We start from the raw sequence: 21,329 nt of genomic DNA, 5'->3' as shown, positions 1-21,329 counted from the left end.
TCTTCCCGCCCCACAACGTTGTGGAGTAGGCATGACCCAATTAGGTACCGAGCGTCCCCACCTGCCCTCGCCCGAGCCGGGGCGGCTGTCCGGGCTCGACCGCTGGTTCAAGATCTCCCACCGCGGCAGCACGATCGGCCGAGAGGTGCGCGGCGGGATCACCACGTTCGTCGCGATGTGCTACATCGTGCTGCTCAACCCGCTCATCCTCGGCGCGTCGGCCGACATCACCGGCGCGAAGCTGACCACCGAGGCGATCACCACCGCGACCGCGCTGGCGGCCGGCGTCACCACGATCCTGATGGGACTGGTCGGCAATGCGCCGCTGGCGCTCGCGGCCGGTCTCGGCGTCAACGGTGTCGTGGCCTTCCAGATGGCTCCGGCCATGACGTGGGCGCAGGCCTTCGGGCTCGTCGTCCTCGAAGGATTCTGCATCGTGTTGATGGCCGTTTCCGGGATCCGCGAGCGGATCATCAACGCGATCCCGATGGCGCTCAAGGTGGCGATCACCGTCGGCATCGGGCTCTACATCGCGCTGGTCGGCCTGGTCAGCGCGGGATTCGTGACCAGGACACCGGATTCGGCGCAGTCGACGGTGCCGGTGCGGATGGGGATCGCCGGCCATCTCGAAGGCTGGCCGATCGCGATCTTCTGTCTCGGGTTGCTGCTGATGATCGTGCTCGTGAGCCGCGGGGTGCCGGGCGCGGTGCTGATCAGCATCGCGGTCGCGACCGGGCTCGCGGTGCTGGTCAACAGTGTGTTCCACGTCGAAGGCTGGGGGCTGGTCGAACCGAAGGTGCCCGACCAGGTCGTGGCGCATCCCGATTTCAGCCTGCTGGGCGATATCGACCTCTTCGGCGGGTTCGGTTCGGCGGGCGCGGTGACGGCGGCGGTGTTCCTGTTCACGCTGGTGCTGTCCGGGTTCTTCGACGCGATGGGCACGATCACGTCCGTCTCGGAGGAGGCGGGGCTGGTCAAGAACGGCAAGGTCGAGGGGATGGGCCGGATCCTGCTGGTCGATGGCGCGGGCGCGCTGGCGGGCGGAGTCACCGGGTCGGCGCCGAACACCGTGTTCCTCGAATCGGCCGCAGGCGTCGGTGAAGGCGCGCGGACCGGGCTGGCGAGCATCGTCACCGGCGGGCTGTTCACCGCCACGCTGTTCCTGACGCCGATCGCGGCCATCGTCCCGGCGCAGGCCGCGGCGCCCGCGCTGGTGGTCATCGGCGGGATGATGATGGCGCAATGCGCGCGGATCCCTTGGCGGGACCTGGATTTCGCGATCCCGGTGTTCCTGACCATCGCGCTGATCCCGTTCACCTACTCGATCACCAACGGGATCGGCGCCGGGCTGGTCGCCTACGTGCTGATCAAGATCTGCAAGGGCAAGATCCGCGAGATCGGCTGGATCCTGGGGATCCTGGCCGCGGTGTTCGGGGTGTACTTCGGGATCGAAGGGATCATGTCGTGGTTCTGATGTTCCTCAACGGTGGCGGGATGCGCGGCGGACCGCTGCACGAACAGTTGCAGGGCGCGCCGTTGTGCTGCGTGGCCCGATCCGCGCCCAAGTATCACTACTACTCCGTGGGCGACCGGTTCCCGGCGATGCACGAAGGCGGCTCAGCGTCCGTCGTGGGCGAGGTCTACGACCTGCCGCTCGCGGTGCTCCGGGATCACCTCGTCCCGGCCGAACCACCGGAACTGGAGCTGGGCGTCATCGAGCTGGAGGACGGTGCGGCGTGTCTCGCCACCGTCCTGCGTTCGTCCTATGTGGACTCTCCGGAGCTGACCGACATCTCCGAGGTGGGGGACTGGCGGGCGTATCTGGCGTCCCGCTAGTGGTTCTGTGAAGGCCTCCCACGGGGAGGCCTTCACAGAACGTCAGAGCACGAAGACGAGGTCGCTCGCCGCCGGGTGGAACATTTCGGGCGCGCCCGCGTAGAAGGCCCGCCAGACGCCGGGCTTACGGTGTTCGGCCGAAGCCGTGAAGGCCCAGGTGGTGCCGTTCCAGGTGGCGGTGACCGTCGCCGCCGTGGTCCAGCGGTAGGTGCTGAACGAGAAGTACTGGAGTTCGACCGGGATCGGGTTCGCGGTGTACCGGCCGGGGAACTCGATGGTGCCGGAGCCGGTCACGGCCTTGGCCGCGTCCCGGCCCGCCGCGAACGACGTGATCTTCGCCGGGTGGAGCACGACGATCTTCGCGGTGTCGGCGCCCGAGTTCGCGATCGACGGGTCGGTCGAGAAGAAGTCCGCGCGATAGTTGCCGGTGCGGATCGGGGTCAGCGTCGCGCTGTACGCGCCGACGGCGTCGGTGACCGGCTTGGCCTGCGCCTCACCGCAGAAACCGTTGAAGCAGAACGAGATGCCCACCTCCGCACCCGCGATCGGGGTGGCGTCGGCCTTGGTGAGCTTCCCGGAGACCGTGACGGTCTGCCCGGCGTCGATCCTGGTGCTGCTGGTGGTCGTGGTGAGGGTGGACGGCTGGACCTCGGCGGCGGTCGCGGGTACCGCGCCCGCGGTGAGCAGCGCGGCCGCGGCGATGGTGCCGATCACGAGCTTCCTGATGATCATGGGCTCCCCAAACGGATTCCGGTGTTGGCGACCGCTAGGTCGGCCGGAAGCCGTGGTGCGTTGCGGGAAAATCCCGGTGTTCAGGATTCCGCCGTCGGTGCTTCACGCATCCGGGAGCAACGTGCGCGCGTAGGCCACCGACGAGGCCCCCGCGACCTCGAGCGCTTCGGTGTTACGCAGCGAACGGCTCAACACGAACGCTCCTTCGAGACTGTTCACCAAAGCGATCGTGAGGCGCCGCGCCGCTTCGGGTTCGAGGCCGTACTTGCCCAGCTTCTCGGAGCCGGTCTCGATCCACGCCGTGAAGACGTCGGCCGTCGCGACCCGCAGCTTCTCGTTGGTGCTGGCGACCTCCAGCGCGACCGTCGCGATGGGGCACGCGTCGGCGTAGTCGGTCGCCTTCAGCGTCTCGGCGGCGCTGGCGAAACACGCCTCGATACCGTGGGCGAGGTCCGGCTCGTCGGCGAAGAAGATCTCGAACAACGCGAGGTACATCATCCCCGAGGTGCGGATGACCTCCTCGCCGAGCTGTTCCTTACCGCCGGGGAAGAAGTGGTACAGCGAGCCGAAGGGCGCGTTCGCCGCCTCGACGATCTGCTTCACCCCCGTGCCGGTGTACCCGTTGCGCCGGAGCAGCTCGGCGCCGGCGTTCACGATGCGTTCCCGCGTTCCAGTCACCCCGCCATGATAGAGCGTTCTATCAAGTTCCGGTGGTCCCTTCGACCTTGGTTCACCTTCCGGCGCTACCTGCGGTCGATGTTGGCCTGGTGTGGCCGGCCCTAGCGTCGTGATCCGTTGGGAAACCAGGGAAGAAGGGGGAAGAACATGAAGCGGCTCTTGGCCGTCGGGTTGCTCCCGGTGATCGTGGGCGGGTTGCTCGCCGGAGCCACCACGGCTTCGGCGAGCGTCCCGGCGCACTACGCCGACCAGAAGCTGGATTGGCATCCCTGCGCGGCGGAGGAACTGGTCACGTTGCCGCCGGGCACCGACATCAGCGGGCTCGAATGCTCGACGTTCCGCACACCCCGCGACTGGGATCGTGCGGGAGAGCGGCAGGACCTGACCATCGCCATCAGCAGGCTGAAGGCCACCAGGACGTCGACGGCCTCGTTGCTCACCAATCCCGGCGGGCCGGGCGGTCCCGGGCGTTGGTTCCCGGTGACGTTCCGCGGGCAGGAGAAACTGCGCGAGCACCAGGACATCATCGGCATCGACGTGCGCGGGACCGGCAAGAGCACCAACGTCACCTGCCGGGGTACGGCCGACCTCATCCGGCAGCTGGATCCGCGCGACCGGGATCCGCGCAATCTGAACCAGATCCTGGCCAATGCCGAGCACGTGGCCAGGTCCTGCCAGAGCGCCGGCGGCGAACTCGGGCCGCTGATCACCACGTACCAGACGATCAGGGACTTCGATCTGCTTCGCGACCTGCTCGGCCGCGAGAAGATCAACTGGGTCGGGTATTCGGGCGGCACCTGGCTGGGCGCGCACTACGCCCAGCAGTTCCCGCAGCGGACCGGGCGGTTCGTGCTGGACTCCGCGACGGAGTTCACCACGGACTGGCAGAAGACGTTCGACCGGCAGCCCGTCGGTTTCGAACGGCGCTGGCGGCAGGACTTCCTGCCGTGGATGGCGCGGTACGACGCGAAGTACCACTTCGGCACCAACGGCGAAGAGGTCCGGCAGAACTACGAGCGGGTCCGCTACGCCTTGTCCCGCAACCCGCTGAACGGAAGCGGGCCGATGGAGCTCGACACCGCCATCATCTACATGCTGTACAAGAAGGCGACTTTCCCGGCGCTGGCCGACCTGCTGGTCAAGATCCGGGACGCGATGGAGAACCCGGCGGCCATGGCCGAGGCGAAGGCCGCCGTCGAGGCGGCGGGTGACCACCCCGACGCGCAGGACGCCACCTTCTGGAACACCCTCTGTGGTGAGGGACGTTTCATCGGCACCCGCGAGTCGCTGATCCGCGCCTCACAGCGGAACCTCGATCGCGGTCTGCTCCTGGCGGGCGGCGGCACGCTGAACGCCTCGGTCTGCCTGTTCTGGGACAAGGAACCGCGTCCGCTGCCGAAACTGGACGGCAAGGGCGTCCCGCCGGTGCTGATCGTCCACTCCGAGCATGACCCGGCCACGGCGATCGAGGGCGCCCGAAAGGCGCACGCGGGGTTCGCGAACTCGCGCATGCTGACGGTGACCGGTGAGGGCGACCATGGGCTCTACGCGGACGGCAACCCAGCGGTGGACAAGATCGTGAACGCCTTCCTGGTCGACGGGGTCGTCCCCGCCGACCAGAGCGTCCCGGGTATGCCGCTGCCTGCTCCCTAGCGACACCGGTCGCGAAAGCCACTTTCGGGACGTCAGACGTCCCGAAAGTGCCTTTCGCGACGTGCCCCTGCCCTAGAAGGCGGCGAGGGTGTGCCAGGCCAGGCCCGGATCCTCGGCGTCGTCGCGCAGGACGACGCCCTCGATCAGGCCGTACGGGCGGTCGGCGGCGTAGAAGACCTCGTTGTCGTTCTTCAGCCCGAAGGGTGACAGATCCACCAGGAAGTGGTGCTTGTTCGGCAGCGAGAGCCGGACTTCGGCGACCTCCTCGCGTTCCTTGAGCACAGCTTCTCCCATCGCGTACAGCGTCTGCTGAAGGGAGAGGCTGTGCTTGTCCGCGAAGGTCTCCAGCAGGATCCGCCGGACTTCCGCGTGGCTCGTGGCCCAGTCGATCCCGTCGCCCTGGTAGCGCCAGCGCGCGGTCACGGCGGTCGCGAGGATCCGGTCGTTCGTCTCGGCCAGCGTCGTGTACTCGTCACGCGGGAAGCCGTGGAACTCCGAGCCGGTCGACTTGAGCACCACGAGATCGTCCAAACCGGACACCACCCAGGCCTGGTCGCCCTGTACGGTCACGGCGGTCGTCCGCTTCTCGCTGCCCGCCTGGGAGAACGCGTGGTCGTGGCCGGAGATGCGGTTCCAGCCGTGTTCGTCGATCAGGATCCGGGCGCCGGTGATGTGCTCGAACGAGCCGACGAAATGGCGGCCGAGCCGCAGCGCGAAGTCCTCGATCTCGCCGACCGGGGCTTCCTTGGCGAAGGCGTAGACGGTGTTCTTCTGGGTGTCGGTCGCGACGACGTCGGCGTTGTCGCCGGTGAGATGCGTGGCCGCGAGGTCGCCGCGCAGCGACGTCGAAACGGTGAGGTCCTTGAGGTGGTGGACGCTGCCTTCGCGCTGAACGGTGACGAGCCGGACTTCGGCCTTGCCGTACTGGTTGGGGCCCAGGGTGATGGCCACGGGCGATCAGCTCCCTCGATAGGTGGAATAGGCGAACGGGCTCAGCAGCAACGGCACGTGGTGGTGCTCGGTCCCGTCGGCGATGCGGAAGGTCAAGGTGACTTCGGGGAAGAAGGAGTCCGGGCCGAGGTGGGCGCCGGTGTCGAAGACCAGCCGGTAGACCCCGGGTTCCAGGGTGTCCGGGCCGAGGTCGCGAATCCGGCCGTCGGCGTCGGTCCGCCCGTCGGCTACGGGTTCGCCCGCGCCGGTTTCGAGCCGGACCCCTACGTTCGCGGCGGGCCGTCCCGCGGCGGTGTCGAGGATGTGCGTGGTCACGAGGCTCATGCCGTCACCGCCTTCTCCAGCCGCAGCGCGGCGATCCTGGCCAGCTCTTGACCGGCCACTTCGAGTTCCTTTTCGGGGTCGTTCGAGAGCCTCGAACGCAGGTTTTCCAGCAGTTCGGCGCCGCTCCGGCCGCTCGCGCAGACCAGGAAGACATGCCCGAACGTCGCTTCGTATTCGGCGTTGGCCGCGGCGAACTCGCGCGCCGCGTCACCGTCCACACCGGACTGTTCCGAGCGGGACCAGCCCGCTTCGGTACTCTTCCCGCCCGCTTTCTCCCCGATCCGGGGATGGGCGGCCATGGCGCGCCGGACCTCTTCGGGACGCAACGGGGTGAGCGCCTCGGAAGCGGCGAGCAGTGCGGCGAGATCGGCGTACGGGCGCCTGGCCAGCAGGGTCTCCACCCAGCGCGGGACGTCGAGGCAGGCGGTCAGCGCCGGCCGGACGTCCTGTGCGGGAGCCTCGTTGAACTCTCGAATGGTGAGCGGCACGGGAACTGACGGTACGGCGACGATTCCGCCGTCGTCAACATTTTGTTGAATCGACTCTTCAGTCTTGGTCCCGGTTGAGGTAGTTGTAGACCGTGAACCTCGTGACCCCCAGCGCCTCGGCGACGGTCGACACCGACTTGCGGAGGCCGAACGCGCCGCGTTCCTTGAGCAGCCGCACCGCGCGCTGCTTGGCGGCGCGGTCGAGGGTGTCGAGTTTGCCGCCGAGTTCGCGTTCGACGTCGCCGATGAGCCGCGCCAGCGCGCTGTGCAGTTCGACGGCTGGCTCGGTCGTTTCGTCGCCGACCTGCCGGAGCTGGAGCGTCACCCGGGTGGCGCCGCCGTCCAGTGCCGCCCTGGCGATGGCGGGGAGTGCGTCGAGAAGGGCGTCGGCGTCGCCGCGGACGAGGGTGCCGAGGGGGCCGAAATCGGCGGACAGGCCGGCGTCTTCCGCGGTGTCGCGGGCTTTGACGGCGTGTTCGGGTGGTGGACCCTCGCCGTGGAACGGTTCGCTGGTGAACTCGGCTTCTAACTGCACCCAGCGAAGGTAGCGCCGCCCGCGCTCGTTGACGAGCAGGGTGGCCGGAGTTAATGTCGGAGTGCGAAACCTCGATTCCACTCAGTGGAAGTTGGAGGCTTTTTATGGACTTGGTGATCAAGGCCGCGCGAGCGGTGACGGCCGCCGGGGAGGTACCCGCGACCGTCGGTGTCGACGAGGGCCGCATCGTCGCGGTGGAGCCCGCCGGAGCGGACCTGGACGGCGACCGGGTGCTCGAACTCGGCGAGGACGTCGTCCTGCTGCCGGGACTCGTGGACACGCATGTGCACGTCAACGACCCGGGCCGCACCGAATGGGAGGGTTTCGCTTCGGCGACCCGCGCGGCCGCGGCGGGCGGGGTCACCACGATCGTGGACATGCCGCTGAACAGCCTGCCGCCGACGGTCGACGTCGCGTCGCTGGAGGTGAAGCGCAAGACCGCCGAGGGGCGGGTGCACGTCGACGTCGGGTTCTGGGGCGGGGCGATTCCCGGCAACCTCGCGGATCTGCGCGGCCTTCACGAGGCCGGGGTGTTCGGTTTCAAGTCGTTCCTGCTGCATTCCGGCGTCGACGAGTTCCCGCCGCTGGACGCGCGCGGGCTCGAAGAGGCGATGACCGAACTGCGGACGTTCGACGGCATGATCATCGTGCACGCGGAGGACTCCGACGCGATCGACCACGCGCCCGACCCGCACGGCGAGAAGTACGAGGACTTCCTGCACTCGCGGCCGCGCGGCGCGGAGAACGTGGCGATCGCGCAGGTCATCGAGCTCGCCAGGAAGACCGGAGTCCGCGCGCACATCCTGCATCTGTCCTCTTCGGACGCGCTGCCGATGGTCGAGAGCGCGCGGCGCGACGGCGTCCGGCTGACCGCCGAGACCTGCCCCCACTACCTGAGCTTCACGGCGGAGGAGATCGGCGACGGCGCCACGCAGTTCAAATGCTGCCCGCCGATCCGCGAGGCCGGGAACCGCGAACTGCTGTGGAAGGGCCTCGCGGACGGTGTCATCGACTGCGTGGTGACCGACCATTCGCCGTGCACCCCCGAGTTGAAACGGTTCGACAGCGGTGATTTCGGGCTCGCGTGGGGCGGGATCGCCGGTCTGCAACTCGGCCTGCCCGCCGTCTGGACACAGGCGAGGCAGCGCGGGTTCGCCCTCACCGACGTCGTCCGCTGGATGGCCGAACATCCGGCCGCGCAGGCGGGGATGCGGCGCAAGGGACATCTCGCGCCGGGTTACGACGCCGACTTCAGCGTGTTCGCGCCCGACGAGGCTTTCGTCGTCGACGTCGCGAAATTGAAGCACCGCAACCCGGTCAGCGCCTACCACGGACGGCCGCTCGCCGGTGTCGTCCGGAGCACGTGGTTGCGAGGCGAGGAGATCACCGGTGAAGACCCGGCAGGCGTTCTGCTGACCCGGGGTGACTGCTGAGATGGAGGATGCCGTGAACGACCGTCCTGAGTGGACAGCCCGGCCCGATCTGGCCTCGCGCAAGTTCGGCGGGACCGTGATGTGGGCGACGGACGAGTTGTTCGCCGAGAAGGAGAACCTGGTCAATCCCTGGGTTCCCGCGCATCGGGCGGAGACCTTCGGTCCCAAGGGGCAGGTCTACGACGGCTGGGAGACCCGACGGCACCGCGAACCCGGCGACGACCAGGCCGTCGTCCGGCTCGGCCTGGCCGGCGCGATCACCGGCGTCATCGTCGACACCGCGTTCTTCAAGGGGAACTACCCGCCGTTCGTCTCGGTCGAGGCGTGCGCCGTCGACGGCTATCCCAACGCCGCCGAACTGGCCGAAGCGGACTGGGACGTGCTGGTGAAACGCGGCGCGGCGGCGGGCCACACGGAGAACTTCTTCGAGATCGGCGGAAGCAAGCGCTACACGCATGTCCGGCTGACCATGCATCCGGACGGCGGGGTGGCCCGGCTGCGGGTGCACGGCACGCCGATCCCGGATCCGCGGCTGCTCGACCTCGGTGCGCTCGACCTCGCCGCGCTGGAGAACGGTGCGGTGGTCACCGGCTGCAGCGACATGTTCTATTCCTCGCCCAACAACCTCTTCTCGCCGGGGCTCGCCGCGCATCAGGCCGAGGGCTGGGAGACCGCGCGGCGCCGGGACGACGGGAACGACTGGGTCACGGTGCGCCTCGCCGGCGCGGGCGTCGTCCGGTTCGCCGAACTGGACAACAGCAACCTCAAGGGCAACGCGCCGGGCTGGGCGTCGCTGAGCGGCCGGGACGGTGACGGCGAATGGGTCGAACTGCTGCCCAAGACGCGGTTGCAGCCCGACACCCGGCACCGGTTCGCGCTCGCCGAGGGGCCTGAGGTGACCGAGGTCCGCCTCGACATCTATCCCGACGGCGGGATGGCGCGCCTACGGCTCTTCGGGGCGCTCTCGGAGCGCGGCCGCGCGGATCTCGCTTCGCGTTTCGAGGCCGCTCGCCCCTGACGCGTTTCGTCCTCTGAACGCGGCAGTTGGCATCGAGAACTACCGCGTTTAGAGCACGAAATGCGGAGTCAGGGGCGAGCGCCGGGCCGGTTCAGGTACGCGGAGAGCAGCGAAAGGACGGTGCCGATCGAGAAGATCGCGGTGAGCCACCAAGCGCCGCCGATGGACAGGTTCCACACCAGGGCACCCACCATGAGCACCGCCATGACGATGTTCCTGATCTGCAGCGGCGTCGGTTTGGCCATGCCGCCACCCTCTCACGGGCAGCGGTCGCGCTGGTCAGGGGGCGGACTGGCGACGGGAGCTGATCACACCGGTGTCGAACCCGGCGAGGTGGAGCCCACCGGCGAACCGGGCGTGCTCGATCTTGACGCAGCGGTTCATCACCACGTCCAGGCCTGCCTCTTTCGCGCGGTCGGCGACAGGCTCGTGCCATAGGCCCAGTTGCAGCCAGAGCGTGCGCGCTCCCGCCTTGACGACCTCCTCGGCGACGCCGGGGAGGTCGTCGTGCTTGCGGAACACGCTGACCAGGTCGGCCTCGCCGGGCACGTCGGCCAGCGACGGGTACACCGGGCGCCCGAGGAGCTCGTCCAGCCGCGGATTCACGAAGTTGACCTCGTACTTGCTGGAGGAGAGCAGGTACGTCGCGACGAAGTAGCTCGGCCGCGCCGGGTTGTTCGAGGCACCGACGATGGTCACCGACCTCGTCCGCGAAAGGAGGCGGCGGCGTTCGACCGCGCCGACGTCGTAGGTCATCCCGCCACCGCCTTGCCGAGCGCCTGATCGAGGTCCCACAGGATGTCATCGACGTCCTCCAGCCCGACCGACAGGCGGATCAGATCCGCTCCCACGCCCGCCGAGCGCAGCTGGTCTTCGGAGAGCTGCTGGTGGGTGGTCGACGCCGGATGGATCACCAGGGTCCGCGCGTCCCCCACGTTCGCCAGATGCGACAGCAGTTCGACGGAGTTCACGAAGGTTTCCCCGGCCGCGCGGCCACCGTCGACGCCGAAGGAGAACACGGCGCCCGGACCGGCGGGCAGGTACTTCTTCGCGCGGTCGTGGTGGGGATGATCCGGCAGGCCCGCGTAGTTCACCCACGCCACCCGGCTGTCGTTCGCGAGGTATTCCGCGACGGCTCGCGCGTTGGCGACGTGGGCGTCCATCCGTTGCGGCAGCGTCTCGACCCCCTGCAGCAGGAGGAAGGCCGAATGCGGGGAGAGGACCGCGCCGATGTCGCGCAACTGCTCGGCGCGGAGCCGGGTGCAGAACGCGTACTCGCCGAAGTTCTCCCAGTACTTCAGGCCGCCGTAGCTCTCGACGACCTCGGTCATCCGCGGGAACTTCCCGTTGCCCCAGTCGAACTTCCCGGACTCGACGACCACGCCGCCCAGCGTGGTCCCGTGCCCGCCGAGGAACTTCGTGGCCGAATGCAGCACGATGTCCGCGCCGTGCTCGATCGGGCGGCACAGGTACGGCGTCGCCAGCGTGGCGTCGACGACCAGCGGGATGTCGTGCGCGTGCGCGAGCTCGGCCAGCCCGGCGATGTCGGCGATCCCGCCGCCGGGATTGCCGATGACCTCGGTGAAGATCAGCTTCGTCCGGTCGGTGACGGCGGCCGCGTAGTCCTCGATGCGGTCTCCGTCGACGAAGGTGGTCTCGATACCGAAGCGGCGCAGCGTCCCGGTGAGTTGCGTGACCGTCCCGCCGTAGAGCCCGCCCGCCGACACGATGTGGTCGCCGGACTCGGCGAGGGCGGAGAAGGTCAGGAACTCCGCGGCCTGGCCACTGCTGGTCGCGACCCCGCCGATGGCGCCTTCGAGGCTGGCCAACCGCTCCTCGAAGGCCGCGACCGTCGGGTTGCCGAGCCGGCTGTAGATGTTGCCGTACTTCTGCAGCGCGAACAGGTTCGCCGCGTCGGCCGCGTCCTCGAAGACGAAGCTCGTGGTCTGGTAGATGGGCACGGCGCGGGCGCCGGTCGCCGAGTCGGGCGTCCCGCCCGCGTGCAGGGCGCGGGTGCGGAAACCCCAGGTGCGTTCACTCATCGCGCCCGACGCTACCTCGCGTCCCACCCCGTGGCCATCGTTCCCAGTCCGTGGCTACTCGCGGTCCAGGGTGATCACCGTGCCGGGGCGGTGGCCGTTCCGGCGCGGGGTGACCGGACGGGGCTCACGGGAGACCGCGACCCCGGCCGGCCGCTGCCGGTCGACCGGCAGGACCTCTCGGGAGTTCGTCCGGTCGGCCAGCCGCAGGGACTGCGCCGAGGTCAGCCACTCTTCGGCGGGCTCCGCGATTTCGAGCAGCAGCGCCTCGAACTCCGAGCGGGTGGTTTCGAGGATGTGCGGTGCCGCGAGCCACCGCAGCACCTGACGTCCGGTGACCGCCATCCGCTGGCGCGGCGAGGACACCAGCCGCTGATCGAAGTAGCGGATCAGCACCTCGTCCACGGTGTCCCACGCGTTGGCCGCGCCGAACAGATCCAGCACGTCCTCCGAGCCGAGGATCTTGAACGCCTCGGTCAGCAGCTGCATGACCTCCACCCGCAGCACGTTCAGATGGCCGTACGAGGTAAACTTCAGGTTGTTCCGCAGGTCGAGACCGCTGCGCCGGACGACCGCGACACTGCCGAAGCTCGGGTCGTACGCGCGTTCGCGGACGACGTCCGAGATCCGCTTGTCCCGCCAGAACAACGCGACCTGGTTGCTGAACTGCGTGAACAGCTGGTGGAAGTCGGTGTTCGGCCGCGAGTTCGCCGAACCGAGCCCCTTGCCGTAGCCGAGCACCCGCCGATACGCGCTGACGCGGTCCCGCCGGGTGTAGCGCAGGACGTCCCGCCGGTCGAACCGGTACAGGCCGAAGGCGCCGGGGCCGTCCGAAAGCCGGATGGCGCCGCCCTGGAACAGCTCCTGCAGCTTCTGCACCACGCGGAACACGCCGATCCGTTCGTGCTGGTACAGGTAGTACAGGTCGCCGACCGCGATGACCCGTTCCGAAGCGACCGTCTCGTCGTAGGCGTCGACACCCGGCGGCATCGCCGTCGCGCCGAGATCCGCGGCCGAACCGTCGCCGAGACCGACGAGCTGCGCGATCCCGCCGTCCGCGGGCCCCGGTTTGCCCCGCTGCTCGGCCTCGACCGCGGTGAGCATGTCGTCCAGCTGTTTGAGGACCGCGTCACCGAGTTTCGGATCGCTGCCCAGTTCGTTCGCGAGCTTCCCGGCGACCTGGCCGCGCAAGGCCGCGACCCGGTCGAAGAGTTCCCGGTATTCCTTTTCCGTGCCCATCGTCTTCCTCCCGTACGGGTCCGGCTACTGCCCGGTCCGCTTGCGCGTGGTCCGGGGTTTCGGCGGTTCCTCCGCCTCGGGTGGTGCCTGCCCTTCCTGACCGCCGTGCCCCTCACGGAGTTCGGCGACCGACGGCACCGGCGGTGTCCGGCCGGGCGGCGGCGTGAGCTGCGGGGTGGGCGGCGCGGGCGGGTTCGGATCGGCCGACGACGGCGAGCCTCCCCGCCCGATCGGCTCGGCGATCCGGACGACCTCCTGGAGGTGGTCGTCGAGTTCGTCGATGGCCCGCTGCACACGGGAACTGAAGAAGCCAGGGGGAAGCGACGCGCGGAAGTTGCCAGGCACGTCCCCGTTGGAACCGCCGGTGCTCTGCCGGGGAAGGTTCGCCACGATCCGCTGCAGCCGCGTCGCGATCTGGAGGAAGGACGTGCCGACACCCTCCTTGCCCGCCGACTCGATCAGCTTGCCGCCCTCGAAGGTGGCGAACTCGCGGATCCAGCGCAGCAGCCCGCCGAGCGACATCGTCCCGCCCTGCGGGTCGGGGACGCGGAGCACTTCGAGGTCCTCCTGCTGGACGAAGACCGACCGCAGCATCGCGACGACCTCGTCGACCTGCGACGCCGTCGCGGACAGCAACCGGGAGAGGGCGACCACGGCGGGCCCGAAGAACGGCTGGCCGCCGGCGGGCTGCGAGAACGGGTCGATCTTGTCGCGTGCGTCCTGCCAGCCCCTGAACAACGAGACCACCCAATCCGTCAGCGTGATGAATGAGGTCTGGATCCGTTCCTCTTCGATCGTGTTGACCTTGCCCGAGACCAGGCCGAACTCGTCCCGCAGCCGGCCGAGGTGCCCTTGCGTGCGGTCCCCGGCGCCGACCGCGAGACCGCCGTTCCCGAGCAGGAGCAGGAAGAGCTGATCGACCCTGGCCACGCGGATCAGCGGGCTCTCCAGCTCCTGCCGGATCTGTTCGAGATCGTGCCGGACGAGCGCGCGGAAGCCCTCGGCGTTCTCGGGATCCGCGTCCGTCCTCAGTGGACGGAGCGAATCGAGGAGCGCCAGCGAATCCTTGACCGCGCTCCTCGCCCTGGCGGCGAGCGAGGCCTGGCCACCGGTGACGGCGCCGAGGTCGGCCTGGATCGCGTACCCGCGTGGAGTCCATTTCGCCTCGGTGTGTCCCTGGACCTCTTTCAGCTCGAAGCTCCCGGTGAGCGCGGCCACGAACCCTTTCGTGTCGCCTTCACGCCATTTCCAGCCGAGCATGTCGCTGATCGTCTGTTCGGCGAGTTTGCCGGGTGCCGCCGCCTGCGGTGGGTACTGCCCGGTCGACAGCGGATACGCGCTGTCGATGTCCTGTGCGCGCGGCAACGTCGCGCCGCGGTCGTCGTTGATCGTCATCGGGTCGCCCCACATCCCTTGAATTCGGCCAGTTCCACTGCTTCACGCCAGCACCGCACCATCACGTCCTCCGCCGAGGACAGGGCGGTGGCGCATTGGTCAACCCCGGCGTGGAAGCTCTTCGCCCAGCCCCGCCATTCCTGTTCCCGTCCGTGCACCGCGCGCAGCAGCCCGGAGACCGCGTGGTGCGAACGGCAGTGCCCGTCCACCCGCCGCCGCAGCTTCAGCAGCGACGACGCCGTGGTGTGCAACGATTCGGCGCTCACCGGGCGCTGTGTCGCGCGCGTGGCCGCCTCGACCTCTCCGGTGCCGTCCAGGACGACTTCGGCGAGGTGATCAGCCGCGGCGAGCCCGACACCGGCGGGCCGGTCTTCGGCGACGCTGATCTCCAAGGCCCGCCAGCACGCGGCCACCTGGTTCACTTCCTTGCCCAGCCGGGAGAATTCGGTGTGGAGCGTCATCTCGCCCTCCTACCGAGTTCTTCCATGAAGAAACCGAAAAGCCGTTTCGGTGGCGCCATCCGCTCGTCGAGCGCGAACCGGACCGCGCCGATGAGGAACCGTTCCGGCACCACACCCGGGGACACCCCGTCGGCCAGTCTTTCCGCGGCTTCTTCGATCATCGCCTGTTCCTTGGCTTCGAACCGCAGCACCTTCGCCAGCGGGCGGTGACCCAGCGAAGGGAACGACGTGAAGCACATCGCGTCCACCACCGTGGGAATCGCCTTGTCCGCCGTCCTCAGCAGCGCCGGCGGCGCGTTGACCAGCTTCGCCCGCGGATACAGCCTGTGCCACAGCGACGCGTAGGCCTCCGCGTGCCGCGGGAAACCCATGCGTCGCAACAACTCCACCGAGATCTTCGCGCGGAGGTACGGCACCGGGTGGACAGCCCGTGGGGCGAACCCCGTCGTTTCGAGTTCGGTGCGCCCGATGACGTCGAACAGCGAACCGACGACCGCCGGGCCGCCCAGCAACAGCGCGGACAGGTCGGCGAACGTCTCCCGGTTCCACCTGACCCAGACCGAGGTCACCTCACGCGGGACCCCCGCCTCGACGAGCCGCGCCGCCACCTGGAGCGGGATCGCCCTGGCGAGGCCCAGATCGTTCTGCAGGTTGTGACTCACCTCGTGCAGCACCGCGCCGAGCGTCCACGGGTTCACCAGCCGGTGGTACGGAAGCTGGATCAGCGGGAAGGGATTGAGCCGGTTTCCCAGGCGCCGCAAGGGGATCCCGCGACGCGAGGTGGCCGGGCCGGACCCGGTGCGCAGGTAGCAGAACGGTGGCGGGGTCGGGATCGACCGCCAGCGCCCGATCCCGAGGTAGGCGTACTGATAGCAGTCGAGCGCCACCCGGTCACAGGCCACCAGCCACGGGGCGAACGCGCCCTGCCGCTGGTTGAACAGATCGAGGTAGAAGTCCCACACCCGCTCGGTGGTCCTGACCCAGCGCTGCGCCCGGGACTTCGCCCGCAACAGCCGCGCGAGCTCGGCCTGGCCCCGCCGCGCCACCGCCTCGTCCGCGGCATGGTGTACCGCGTTGGTCGCGGAGTACAACGGTTTCCGCAAGGTCGCCATCGTCCGGTTGACCGCCGCGAGGTGTGCCCGGCTCGGGCCGGTGGCCGGGTCACCGAACTCCGACCAGCGGAACGGCCGCAGCGCCTCCAGATGCCGTTCCACGTTGGTGGCCTGGGACAGCAGCCAAGCGGTCAGCTCGTCTTCGCCGGACGGCCTCGCCCGCCGGAACCCGGTGGACGAGGCCGCTTCACCGGATGCCGCGGGCAGCGCCTCAGAGCGTGTTGGCGGAGCTGAGGTTCTGTCCGGGAAAGCGGCCCTGCGGGTGAACCCGCCCCGGCCGTAGGCCCCGCTATCGCGGTGGCAGGGCGCCTTCAGCTCCTTCGCGACCTGATAGGCCAGGTCGCGCCCTGCCGACGTCGATCGCGGACGCGGGTTCACCAACAGAGACTCAGCGGCGGCGCGCACGGCCGCGCGCCTTGCCACGACGGGCGGCGCCCGCCCGGGCCCGGGACTGTGTCCTGCGCCCGCCGCGGGCGGCGGGGCGACGGCGGCGCTGCTGGGGACGGCCGCGACGGCGCTGCTGGCCCCGGCGGTTCGCGGGCGCGTTCTGCGCGCTGTTCACGGTGTGGCCGACCAGCCTGCGCGTGATGTACCTGGCGTTGATCGGGCGGCCATCGGCGTACCGGCGCCCGACGTCGCGCGCGGTGCGCCCGATGATCTTCGGGATGTGCCGGACGGCGCGACGGGTCGCCGGGTTCCGCCACAGCTTGCGCCCGAGGTTGACCGCGCCGCGGATCAGCTGCGGACCGTGCTTGATGATTTTCGGCGCCGCCCATTTCGCCGCCTGGAACGCCAGCGGCGCGAGCGCGCCGAGGAAGGCCTCCGCCTCGTCCTCGGTCTCGGCGTTCTCCGCCTGGAAGGCCAGCTGCGCCATCATTTCGGCGTCGGGGTAGACGCGCCGCGCCGGATGCGTGAAATCCTCGTCCTCGGACTCCAGCTCGAACTCGTCCTCGAGTTCGCGGACGACGGCCTCGAACTCGGACTCGAATTCGTCTTCGTCCTCGTACTCGCCGTAGACCTCGTCCTCCAGCTCGTCTTCGAGCTCCCTGGCCAGACCGCCGAGCTCGTCTTCGAACTCGTCCTCGTCCTCGAATTCGCCTTCCAGTTCGTCCTCGAGTTCGTTTTCGAACTCGGCCTCGAGTTCACGGCTCAGCTCGTCTTCCAGCTCGCCGTCCACTGCCGCATAGCCACGGCTCATAACCGTTCTCCTCTGCTCCGGTGAAAATCCGCGATCGCCGGCGCGGTGCGTCGGTGAGCACGCGTCCGACACTGCCCGTGCACCGTGAGCACCGGTAGTCACACGTTCCTGCGTGACATGAATCGACTAGTTCGTACTTGTCACACAAATCGACGATGCGCTTTTCCTGTCGGAGGGGTTTGCTAGAGAGGGAGGGAGACCTAGAGGGGGGAGGCCGGTCTATGTCCACGAGCCCGGTGATGGGATTTCCTGCTTCATCGATACACGACCTCGCACGGCAGAAGGCGGCGGTCGTCACGGAGGACGAAGCCGTACGAAGCCTGGCGAGATCACTCGTCAGACGTGTCATGGAACTGAACGACGGTGCCACCGTGCAGCGGAAGCCACTGCTCGACGTCACCGAGCACGGCGTCCGATGCCTGCTCGTGCCGGTGGCGCCGGAGCCGCACGACCTGCTCAGCCCGCGCGAGCACGAAGTGGCGCGCATGGTCGGCCGGGGCTATACGAACAAGCAGATCGCCGGTGTCCTGGAAATCAGCCTGAACACCGTTTCCGCGCATATGCGCCGGATCTTCACCAAACTGGGGGTCGGTTCCCGTGCGGCGATGGTGGCCGCGCTGACCGGTGAGAATCTCGCCGCCGTATGAACGACGACGGTGCGCGCGGGTCGTGAGCGCCCCAATTCCACGCCATCCCCAAGTACATGAAGGGCCCCTTCCTGTAGCTAGGCGCAAGGAAGGGGACCTTCATGTACTTGGCAGGGTGTGAAGGTCTCGTGAGGGGAACTTTGGGGGACGCTGGGTCCCTCAAGGAGTCCTTCACGGAACGGTGACCAGAAAACCGAAACCAAAGCGCTAACCGAGCGCGGCGCGCAGCCGCCGGTCCCGTTCCTCAGGGGTCTGCCGGGGGCAACTGGTGCACTTCGGGTTGCCCGCTTCGTAGATCAGGCAACAGGAAGCACGGCGCACCACGGTGTTCCGCCCGATCCGGGTGAACCGCGGCTCCGGCATCCCGAGGCCGATCGCGGCCACGAGCGGTGCCGCCAGCTCGATCGCTCGTGCGGTGTCGCCGGTCCACAGCAGGCGGTTGCCGATCGAATCCGTCGCGATCGCCCCGAGCGCGCGCGGATTCGCTCCCGTGACGGCCGAAATGGTGCCGATCGCCGTGCTCAGCGTCCCGGCGAACGCGGCGCCGAGTTCGGCGAGGCCGCCGTCGAGGAGCCGTGACGACCGGGCGCCGGTGAAGCGGCCGTCCGGGACGAGGTCGATCGTGACGGCGTCGAGCGACGGGTCCAGCGGCGCGCCACGTACGAGCGACTCGACGGAGGGCGCGACGAGAACGGAAGACAGCGAGTACCACCAGATCGTGCCGAGCACTTCGGGCCGCGAGCAGCCGTAGAGTTTCGCGGCGCCGCCGATGCGGGCGCTGACCCATGCGGCGTCGGCGAGCAGGGTCGCGGGTGCCTCCATCAGGGCACCGGCCGGTACAGCGTGACACTGAACGAGGTGGTGACGTCCACCGGCGCCTCGATCGCGTCGAGGCGTTCGCGGCGGCCGTCGCGGTGGAGGTGGTGCGCGCTCGGTCCCATCTCGACGACCTGGCGAATCCGGGCGGGCGTCAACGTCACCCGCTGGGTGACCTCGTGCCGGTCCACCCGGGTGAAGAGTTCGCCGAGCGTGTCCTCCAGTCGCGCGTCCTTGCCACCGTCGACGGAGATCACCAGGTCGCCCAGTTCCCTGAGGTGTCCCGGGTTCGGCGTCGCGACGACCAGCAACCCGTCCGAGGTGAGGACACGGTGGAACTGCGGGGCGTTACGGGGCGCGAAGACGTTGAGGATGAGTGACGCGCTCGAGTCGGCCACCGGCCAGGGTTCCCACAGATTCCACACGGCCGCGCCCGCGCGCGCGTGTGCGCGAGCGGCGCGGCGCAGGGCGACGGCGGAGACGTCGAGCGCCAGTCCGTACGCGGCGGGGACGGCGTCGAGCACGTGCGCGAGGTAGTACCCCGTGCCCGCGCCGGCGTCGATGACCATCCCGTCCTCGATGTGGTCCGCGGCCACCTTCGCGAGGGCGTCGGCGAGAGGCAGGTAAGCACCGGAAGAAAGGAGGTCGACGCGAGCCGCGACCATCGGCGCGGTGTCCGCCGTGCCTGCCGGGATGCGCGCGTGCAGAAGATTGACGTAACCCTGCTTCGCTACGTCGAACGAGTGGCCTCTCCCACAACGCACCGTGCGGTCGGTTACCCCGACCGGGTCACCGCAGACCGAACACCGCAGCGACCGGACGATCTCCGGTGGCAGTGGGTCATGGCCGGATACACGTGCGTTCATGGACCTATTCGACCACGAGGTTTCGCAACCGGACAGAACGCACCAGGTCTCCGGAAACCTGGCCGTAACAACGCCGTACCGACAGTTCACGCGGGTGAAACCTGAATCGCCGCCCGAGGAAACACCGCGGTCCAAAGATTCCTGCGCAGTACACCCCAGGCACGGGAGGAAGATTGTGCTGAACGCAGGAGACACCGCATGGGTGTTGATCAGCGCCGCGCTGGTCATGCTCATGACACCGGGATTGGCGTTCTTCTACGGCGGCATGGTCCGCGCGAAGAGCGTCCTGAACATGTTGATGATGAACTTCATCGCGCTCGCCGTAGTCGGTGTCCTCTGGACGCTGTACGGCTTCACGATGGCGTTCGGCAACGACATCGGCGGAGGGTTGCTCGGCAACTTCGACTTCGCGGGTCTTTCGACCATCTCAGGCAAACTCGCCGGGTTCGCGACCGCCGCGACGAGCACCACGCCCGAGGTCGCCTGGCCCGGCGCGGACGCGCTGCCGTTGTTCGCCTTCGTGATGTTCCAGCTGATGTTCGCGATCATCACGCCCGCGCTGATCTCCGGTGCCATCGCCGACCGCGCCAAGTTCTGGGGCTGGACGCTGTTCGTCGCGGTGTGGGTGACCGTCGTGTACTTCCCGGTCGCGCACTGGGTGTTCTCGTTCAACGGTTTCATCAGCGCCGATTCGGTCGGCGGCTGGATCGCCAACCAGCTCAAGGCGCTCGACTTCGCGGGCGGTACCGCGGTCCACATCAACGCCGGTGCGGCGGGCCTGGCGCTCGCCATCGTGCTCGGCAAGCGCAAGGGCTGGCCGAAGGGCACCGGACGTCCGCACAACGTGCCGTTCGTGCTCCTGGGCGCCGCGCTCCTGTGGTTCGGCTGGTACGGCTTCAACGCCGGTTCGGCGCTGGCCGCCAACGACCTCGCCGCCGTCGCGTTCACCAACACCACCGTCGCGACCGCCGCCGCCATCCTCGGCTGGCTGATCGTCGAGCAGATCAAGGTCGGCAAGCCGACCACCCTCGGCGCCGCTTCCGGTGCCGTAGCGGGTCTCGTCGCGATCACCCCGGCGGCCGGTTTCGTCAGCCCGCTGGGCGCCATCGCCATCGGCCTCATCGCCGGTGCCCTGTGCGCGCTGGCGATCAGCCTCAAGTTCCGCTTCGGTTTCGACGACTCCCTCGACGTCGTCGGTGTCCACCTCGTGGGTGGTCTCGTCGGCACGCTGCTCATCGGTTTCTTCGGCACCACCAGCGTCAACTCGCTCGGCGTCGACGGCCTGTTCTACGGCGGCGGCCTCGGCCAGCTGGGCAAGCAGGCGCTCGCGGCGGCCGTCGTCCTCGGCTACTCGTTCGTGCTCACCTTCGTCATCGGCTGGGTGATCAAGAAGCTCGGCGGGTTCCGCGTCAGCGCGGAGGACGAGGTCAGTGGTATCGATGAGGCCCAGCACGCGGAGAGCGCGTACGACTTCACCGGATCGGGCGGCGGCCTCGGCCAGCCGAGCTCCATCCCGGTCAAGTCGTCCACCGGAAACGCGGCCACGAAACTCGAGGAGAGCAAGGCATGAAGCTGATCACCGCGATCGTGAAGCCGTTCACGCTCGACGACGTCCGCTCCGCGCTGGAGCAGCTGGGCGTGCTCGGCATGACGGTCAGCGAGGTGCAGGGCTACGGCAGGCAGAAGGGCCACACCGAGGTCTACCGGGGTGCGGAGTACTCCGTGGACTTCGTGGCGAAGCTGCGGGTCGAGGTCGTCACCGACGATTCCAACGTCGAGAAGGTGCTCGACGCGATCACCACGGCCGCCCACACCGGCAAGATCGGTGACGGCAAGATCTGGGTGACGCCGGTGGAGACGGTCATCCGGGTACGCACCGGCGAGCGCGGCTCGGACGCCCTATAGGCG

At 68.8% G+C, this 21,329-nt stretch carries 24 protein-coding genes; 8 read left to right on the top strand and 16 right to left on the bottom strand.

What is annotated here, in order from left to right:
* Positions 1–31 precede the first annotated feature (31 nt).
* Positions 32–1,474 (top strand): NCS2 family permease, encoded by a 1,443-nt coding sequence (locus ACFVM3_RS09590; protein ID WP_378437197.1) that lies wholly within the window; start codon positions 32–34, stop codon positions 1,472–1,474.
* Positions 1,465–1,836: a gamma-glutamylcyclotransferase gene (locus tag ACFVM3_RS09585; protein ID WP_378437195.1), complete on the top strand. Its 372-nt coding sequence runs from the start codon at positions 1,465–1,467 to the stop codon at positions 1,834–1,836. Before ACFVM3_RS09590 ends, ACFVM3_RS09585 begins: the two co-directional genes overlap by 10 nt.
* 42 nt (positions 1,837–1,878) lie before the next feature.
* Here ACFVM3_RS09585 and ACFVM3_RS09580 read toward each other — a convergent pair whose 3' ends face one another.
* Together ACFVM3_RS09580 and ACFVM3_RS09575 are read right to left on the bottom strand one after the other, a co-directional pair.
* Positions 1,879–2,568, bottom strand: coding sequence for a hypothetical protein (locus ACFVM3_RS09580; protein WP_378437194.1), 690 nt, complete (start codon positions 2,566–2,568; stop codon positions 1,879–1,881).
* 102 nt (positions 2,569–2,670) lie between these two features.
* Positions 2,671–3,222 carry a TetR/AcrR family transcriptional regulator gene (locus ACFVM3_RS09575; RefSeq protein WP_378437257.1) on the bottom strand — a complete coding sequence of 184 codons (552 nt, stop codon included), beginning with the start codon at positions 3,220–3,222 and terminating at the stop codon, positions 2,671–2,673.
* Between the two features lie 171 nt (positions 3,223–3,393).
* On the opposite strand from ACFVM3_RS09575, the gene ACFVM3_RS09570 reads away from it, so the two are divergent.
* Positions 3,394–4,899, top strand: a complete 1,506-nt coding sequence (locus tag ACFVM3_RS09570) for an alpha/beta hydrolase (RefSeq protein WP_378437192.1) — start codon at positions 3,394–3,396, stop codon at positions 4,897–4,899.
* A gap of 72 nt (positions 4,900–4,971) precedes the next feature.
* On the opposite strand, the gene pucL is transcribed toward ACFVM3_RS09570, so the two are convergent.
* The 4 genes from pucL to ACFVM3_RS09550 are packed head-to-tail and all read right to left on the bottom strand — an operon-like array spanning position 4,972 to position 7,197.
* A complete protein-coding gene (gene pucL, locus ACFVM3_RS09565) occupies positions 4,972–5,850 on the bottom strand; it encodes a factor-independent urate hydroxylase (RefSeq protein WP_378437190.1) in 879 nt (292 codons plus the stop codon).
* A gap of 6 nt (positions 5,851–5,856) precedes the next feature.
* On the bottom strand, positions 5,857–6,174 hold the full coding sequence (gene uraH / locus ACFVM3_RS09560; RefSeq protein ID WP_378437188.1) for a hydroxyisourate hydrolase: 318 nt from the start codon (positions 6,172–6,174) through the stop codon (positions 5,857–5,859).
* Positions 6,171–6,662 (bottom strand): 2-oxo-4-hydroxy-4-carboxy-5-ureidoimidazoline decarboxylase, encoded by a 492-nt coding sequence (gene uraD / locus ACFVM3_RS09555; protein WP_378437186.1) that lies wholly within the window; start codon positions 6,660–6,662, stop codon positions 6,171–6,173. The genes uraH and uraD overlap by 4 nt, the downstream gene beginning before the upstream one ends.
* A gap of 58 nt (positions 6,663–6,720) precedes the next feature.
* Positions 6,721–7,197: a helix-turn-helix domain-containing protein gene (locus tag ACFVM3_RS09550; protein ID WP_125673209.1), complete on the bottom strand. Its 477-nt coding sequence runs from the start codon at positions 7,195–7,197 to the stop codon at positions 6,721–6,723.
* 104 nt (positions 7,198–7,301) lie between these two features.
* Here ACFVM3_RS09550 and allB point away from each other — a divergent pair, with 104 nt between their 5' ends.
* A complete protein-coding gene (gene allB, locus ACFVM3_RS09545; protein ID WP_378437184.1) occupies positions 7,302–8,630 on the top strand; it encodes an allantoinase AllB in 1,329 nt (442 codons plus the stop codon).
* A 1-nt stretch (position 8,631) separates the two neighbouring features.
* Positions 8,632–9,648, top strand: a complete 1,017-nt coding sequence (gene alc / locus ACFVM3_RS09540; RefSeq protein WP_378437182.1) for an allantoicase — start codon at positions 8,632–8,634, stop codon at positions 9,646–9,648.
* Between the two features lie 68 nt (positions 9,649–9,716).
* Here the strand turns inward: alc and ACFVM3_RS09535 are convergent, their stop codons facing one another.
* From ACFVM3_RS09535 to ACFVM3_RS09500, 8 genes are read right to left on the bottom strand one after another with little or no spacing between them, the layout of a single operon-like run.
* On the bottom strand, positions 9,717–9,893 hold the full coding sequence (locus tag ACFVM3_RS09535) for a hypothetical protein (protein WP_378437180.1): 177 nt from the start codon (positions 9,891–9,893) through the stop codon (positions 9,717–9,719).
* A 34-nt stretch (positions 9,894–9,927) separates the two neighbouring features.
* Positions 9,928–10,404, bottom strand: coding sequence for a CoA-binding protein (locus ACFVM3_RS09530; protein WP_378437178.1), 477 nt, complete (start codon positions 10,402–10,404; stop codon positions 9,928–9,930).
* A complete protein-coding gene (locus ACFVM3_RS09525) occupies positions 10,401–11,690 on the bottom strand; it encodes an O-acetylhomoserine aminocarboxypropyltransferase/cysteine synthase family protein (protein WP_378437175.1) in 1,290 nt (429 codons plus the stop codon). The genes ACFVM3_RS09530 and ACFVM3_RS09525 overlap by 4 nt, the downstream gene beginning before the upstream one ends.
* Positions 11,691–11,744: 54 nt before the next feature.
* Positions 11,745–12,926: a hypothetical protein gene (locus ACFVM3_RS09520; protein ID WP_378437174.1), complete on the bottom strand. Its 1,182-nt coding sequence runs from the start codon at positions 12,924–12,926 to the stop codon at positions 11,745–11,747.
* A 24-nt stretch (positions 12,927–12,950) separates the two neighbouring features.
* The gene (locus tag ACFVM3_RS09515; protein ID WP_378437172.1) at positions 12,951–14,321 is read right to left on the bottom strand and encodes a hypothetical protein; all 1,371 of its coding nucleotides are present in this window, start codon (positions 14,319–14,321) and stop codon (positions 12,951–12,953) included.
* On the bottom strand, positions 14,318–14,782 hold the full coding sequence (locus ACFVM3_RS09510) for a hypothetical protein (protein WP_378437170.1): 465 nt from the start codon (positions 14,780–14,782) through the stop codon (positions 14,318–14,320). Before ACFVM3_RS09510 ends, ACFVM3_RS09515 begins: the two co-directional genes overlap by 4 nt.
* Complete coding sequence (locus ACFVM3_RS09505; RefSeq protein WP_378437168.1) at positions 14,779–16,272, bottom strand: hypothetical protein; 1,494 nt, start codon at positions 16,270–16,272, stop codon at positions 14,779–14,781. Before ACFVM3_RS09505 ends, ACFVM3_RS09510 begins: the two co-directional genes overlap by 4 nt.
* Positions 16,273–16,282: 10 nt before the next feature.
* Positions 16,283–17,092 carry a hypothetical protein gene (locus ACFVM3_RS09500; RefSeq protein WP_378437166.1) on the bottom strand — a complete coding sequence of 270 codons (810 nt, stop codon included), beginning with the start codon at positions 17,090–17,092 and terminating at the stop codon, positions 16,283–16,285.
* Positions 17,093–17,439: 347 nt separating this feature from the next.
* Here ACFVM3_RS09500 and ACFVM3_RS09495 point away from each other — a divergent pair, with 347 nt between their 5' ends.
* Positions 17,440–17,739 (top strand): helix-turn-helix transcriptional regulator, encoded by a 300-nt coding sequence (locus ACFVM3_RS09495; protein ID WP_378437164.1) that lies wholly within the window; start codon positions 17,440–17,442, stop codon positions 17,737–17,739.
* Positions 17,740–17,946: 207 nt separating this feature from the next.
* Here ACFVM3_RS09495 and ACFVM3_RS09490 read toward each other — a convergent pair whose 3' ends face one another.
* Both ACFVM3_RS09490 and ACFVM3_RS09485 read right to left on the bottom strand, forming a co-directional pair.
* Positions 17,947–18,561 carry a (2Fe-2S)-binding protein gene (locus ACFVM3_RS09490; RefSeq protein ID WP_378437162.1) on the bottom strand — a complete coding sequence of 205 codons (615 nt, stop codon included), beginning with the start codon at positions 18,559–18,561 and terminating at the stop codon, positions 17,947–17,949.
* Positions 18,561–19,421 (bottom strand): putative RNA methyltransferase, encoded by an 861-nt coding sequence (locus tag ACFVM3_RS09485; protein ID WP_378437160.1) that lies wholly within the window; start codon positions 19,419–19,421, stop codon positions 18,561–18,563. Before ACFVM3_RS09485 ends, ACFVM3_RS09490 begins: the two co-directional genes overlap by 1 nt.
* A gap of 175 nt (positions 19,422–19,596) precedes the next feature.
* Here ACFVM3_RS09485 and ACFVM3_RS09480 point away from each other — a divergent pair, with 175 nt between their 5' ends.
* Together ACFVM3_RS09480 and ACFVM3_RS09475 are read left to right on the top strand one after the other, a co-directional pair.
* Positions 19,597–20,991, top strand: coding sequence for an ammonium transporter (locus tag ACFVM3_RS09480; RefSeq protein ID WP_378437158.1), 1,395 nt, complete (start codon positions 19,597–19,599; stop codon positions 20,989–20,991).
* On the top strand, positions 20,988–21,326 hold the full coding sequence (locus ACFVM3_RS09475) for a P-II family nitrogen regulator (RefSeq protein ID WP_020630602.1): 339 nt from the start codon (positions 20,988–20,990) through the stop codon (positions 21,324–21,326). Before ACFVM3_RS09480 ends, ACFVM3_RS09475 begins: the two co-directional genes overlap by 4 nt.
* Positions 21,327–21,329 lie beyond the last annotated feature (3 nt).

Source organism: Amycolatopsis sp. NPDC057786, assembly GCF_042797905.1.
Lineage (GTDB): Bacteria > Actinomycetota > Actinomycetes > Mycobacteriales > Pseudonocardiaceae > Amycolatopsis.
The sequence above is the reverse complement of the archived record's forward strand: the minus strand, read 5'-3'. Positions and strand labels throughout refer to the sequence as shown.

Excerpts from the sequence above, each read along its gene's own strand:
- ACFVM3_RS09495 (WP_378437164.1), top strand. The coding sequence starts at position 17,440 with ATGGAACTGAACGACGGTGCCACCGTGCAGCGGAAGCCACTGCTCGAC.
- ACFVM3_RS09570 (WP_378437192.1), top strand. The coding sequence starts at position 3,394 with ATGAAGCGGCTCTTGGCCGTCGGGTTGCTCCCGGTGATCGTGGGCGGG.
- ACFVM3_RS09525 (WP_378437175.1), bottom strand. The coding sequence starts at position 11,690 with ATGAGTGAACGCACCTGGGGTTTCCGCACCCGCGCCCTGCACGCGGGC.
- ACFVM3_RS09475 (WP_020630602.1), top strand. The coding sequence starts at position 20,988 with ATGAAGCTGATCACCGCGATCGTGAAGCCGTTCACGCTCGACGACGTC.
- ACFVM3_RS09530 (WP_378437178.1), bottom strand. The coding sequence starts at position 10,404 with ATGACCTACGACGTCGGCGCGGTCGAACGCCGCCGCCTCCTTTCGCGG.
- ACFVM3_RS09510 (WP_378437170.1), bottom strand. The coding sequence starts at position 14,782 with ATGACGCTCCACACCGAATTCTCCCGGCTGGGCAAGGAAGTGAACCAG.
- uraH (WP_378437188.1), bottom strand. The coding sequence starts at position 6,174 with ATGAGCCTCGTGACCACGCACATCCTCGACACCGCCGCGGGACGGCCC.
- ACFVM3_RS09580 (WP_378437194.1), bottom strand. The coding sequence starts at position 2,568 with ATGATCATCAGGAAGCTCGTGATCGGCACCATCGCCGCGGCCGCGCTG.
- ACFVM3_RS09490 (WP_378437162.1), bottom strand. The coding sequence starts at position 18,561 with ATGGAGGCACCCGCGACCCTGCTCGCCGACGCCGCATGGGTCAGCGCC.
- ACFVM3_RS09485 (WP_378437160.1), bottom strand. The coding sequence starts at position 19,421 with ATGAACGCACGTGTATCCGGCCATGACCCACTGCCACCGGAGATCGTC.
- ACFVM3_RS09535 (WP_378437180.1), bottom strand. The coding sequence starts at position 9,893 with ATGGCCAAACCGACGCCGCTGCAGATCAGGAACATCGTCATGGCGGTG.
- ACFVM3_RS09590 (WP_378437197.1), top strand. The coding sequence starts at position 32 with ATGACCCAATTAGGTACCGAGCGTCCCCACCTGCCCTCGCCCGAGCCG.
- alc (WP_378437182.1), top strand. The coding sequence starts at position 8,632 with ATGGAGGATGCCGTGAACGACCGTCCTGAGTGGACAGCCCGGCCCGAT.
- ACFVM3_RS09515 (WP_378437172.1), bottom strand. The coding sequence starts at position 14,321 with ATGACGATCAACGACGACCGCGGCGCGACGTTGCCGCGCGCACAGGAC.
- ACFVM3_RS09520 (WP_378437174.1), bottom strand. The coding sequence starts at position 12,926 with ATGGGCACGGAAAAGGAATACCGGGAACTCTTCGACCGGGTCGCGGCC.
- allB (WP_378437184.1), top strand. The coding sequence starts at position 7,302 with ATGGACTTGGTGATCAAGGCCGCGCGAGCGGTGACGGCCGCCGGGGAG.
- ACFVM3_RS09500 (WP_378437166.1), bottom strand. The coding sequence starts at position 17,092 with ATGAGCCGTGGCTATGCGGCAGTGGACGGCGAGCTGGAAGACGAGCTG.